General features: G+C 70.1%; 1 protein-coding gene. It reads right to left on the reverse strand.

Annotation, left to right across the window (positions count from 1 at the left end; genetic code table 11):
* A partial coding sequence (locus tag AC4FQ5_RS20065) for a choice-of-anchor G family protein (protein WP_491146468.1) occupies nt 1-551 on the reverse strand: 551 nt, incomplete at both ends.

Consider the following 551-nt stretch of genomic DNA (forward strand, 5'->3'; position numbering starts at 1 on the left):
TGACGAAGTCGTCGGAGATCGCCGCGTCGACGGCCGACCCGAGATCCACCGTGAGCGTCGAGGTGACCGTCGGGTCCTCGAGATCGACGAGCCCGATGATGAGGTCTTCCAGGATGGCGTCGATGCCTCCGAGCAGCCCATCCACGGTCGTGTCGATCGGACCTCCGTCACCGCCGGCCGCGTTGAGGTCGGCGCTCGTGTCCGCGAGAGTCTCGTCGAGGTCGGTGACGAGGTCGCCGAGGACCGGACTCGACAGTCGGAGGACGCCGCTCGCGACCTGGTAGTCGCTCGTCGTCGTGACCTCCGTCGCGCCGCGCGCCGACTCGGCGCGTGCGGAGACGGCCCCGAGCTCGAGCGCCAGTGCACTGATCACGCCGTCCGCGTCGACGGCGTCGAGCACGGGCTCGAGATCGAGAGTGGTCTGTTCGTCGGGAGATCCGGTCCCGACGGCGATCGCGCCGTCACCCGTGATGAGACCGGAGGCCGCGACCGCTCCCGACGCACTCGTCGCGGCGTACTGCCCTACCGCGCCGAGCTCGAGCACGTCGTTC

The sequence above is a fragment of the Chryseobacterium sp. DT-167 genome, assembly GCF_058310155.1.